The organism is Caballeronia sp. LZ003 (assembly GCF_031451465.1).
Taxonomy (GTDB): domain Bacteria; phylum Pseudomonadota; class Gammaproteobacteria; order Burkholderiales; family Burkholderiaceae; genus Caballeronia.
This window is the reverse complement of the sequence record NZ_JARUXJ010000141.1, coordinates 1-563: the sequence shown is the minus strand read 5'-3', so window position 1 is coordinate 563 and position 563 is coordinate 1. Positions and strand designations below refer to the sequence as shown.

Annotated in this window: 1 protein-coding gene; it reads right to left on the bottom strand. The window is 60.2% G+C overall.

The window, feature by feature from the left end:
- The coding region (locus QCE79_RS33475) for a site-specific integrase (protein ID WP_309851799.1) at positions 1-562 on the bottom strand (562 nt) is incomplete at its 3' end.
- Position 563 lies beyond the last annotated feature (1 nt).

The following is a 563-nucleotide window of genomic DNA, read 5'->3' as shown; positions in this document are numbered from 1 at the left end:
CACTCACCTTGCCACGCGACTGGTGCGCGAGCTGAAGCTCGATATGCTCGTGCGGCCAACCTTGCTCATGCAGGATCGTCGAGGCAACGCCGCGGAATCCATGCACGGTCATCTGTCCGCGATAGCCGAGCGCCCGTAGCGCCATGAGCATCGTCGCTCGACTCATCGGCCTCTTGTGCGAGTGATAGCCAGGGAATACGAACTCGCCTCCGACGCTGATCTCCTTCAGCCGACGCACGACATCGGCCGCCTGACGCGAAAGCGGCACGATATGCGGTGTGCGCATCTTCATGCGCTCGGCCGGGATCGTCCAACGAGCGTGATCGAGATCAAACTCAGACCATGGTGCATTCACAAGCTCACCCGTTCTCACGAAGCAATAGCTCATGAGTTTCAACGCAAGCCGCGTCTGCTCCTCGCCGCCGTACGAATCGATTGTATGCAGCAAGGCAGGCAGATCAGCTTCCGAGACGCGGGCGTGATTTTTCGCTGTAGGAAGAGACAGTAGATCGCCTGTGCGAAGCTCGGCGACAGGGTTCCGCTCTGCCCAGTCGTGCGCCATC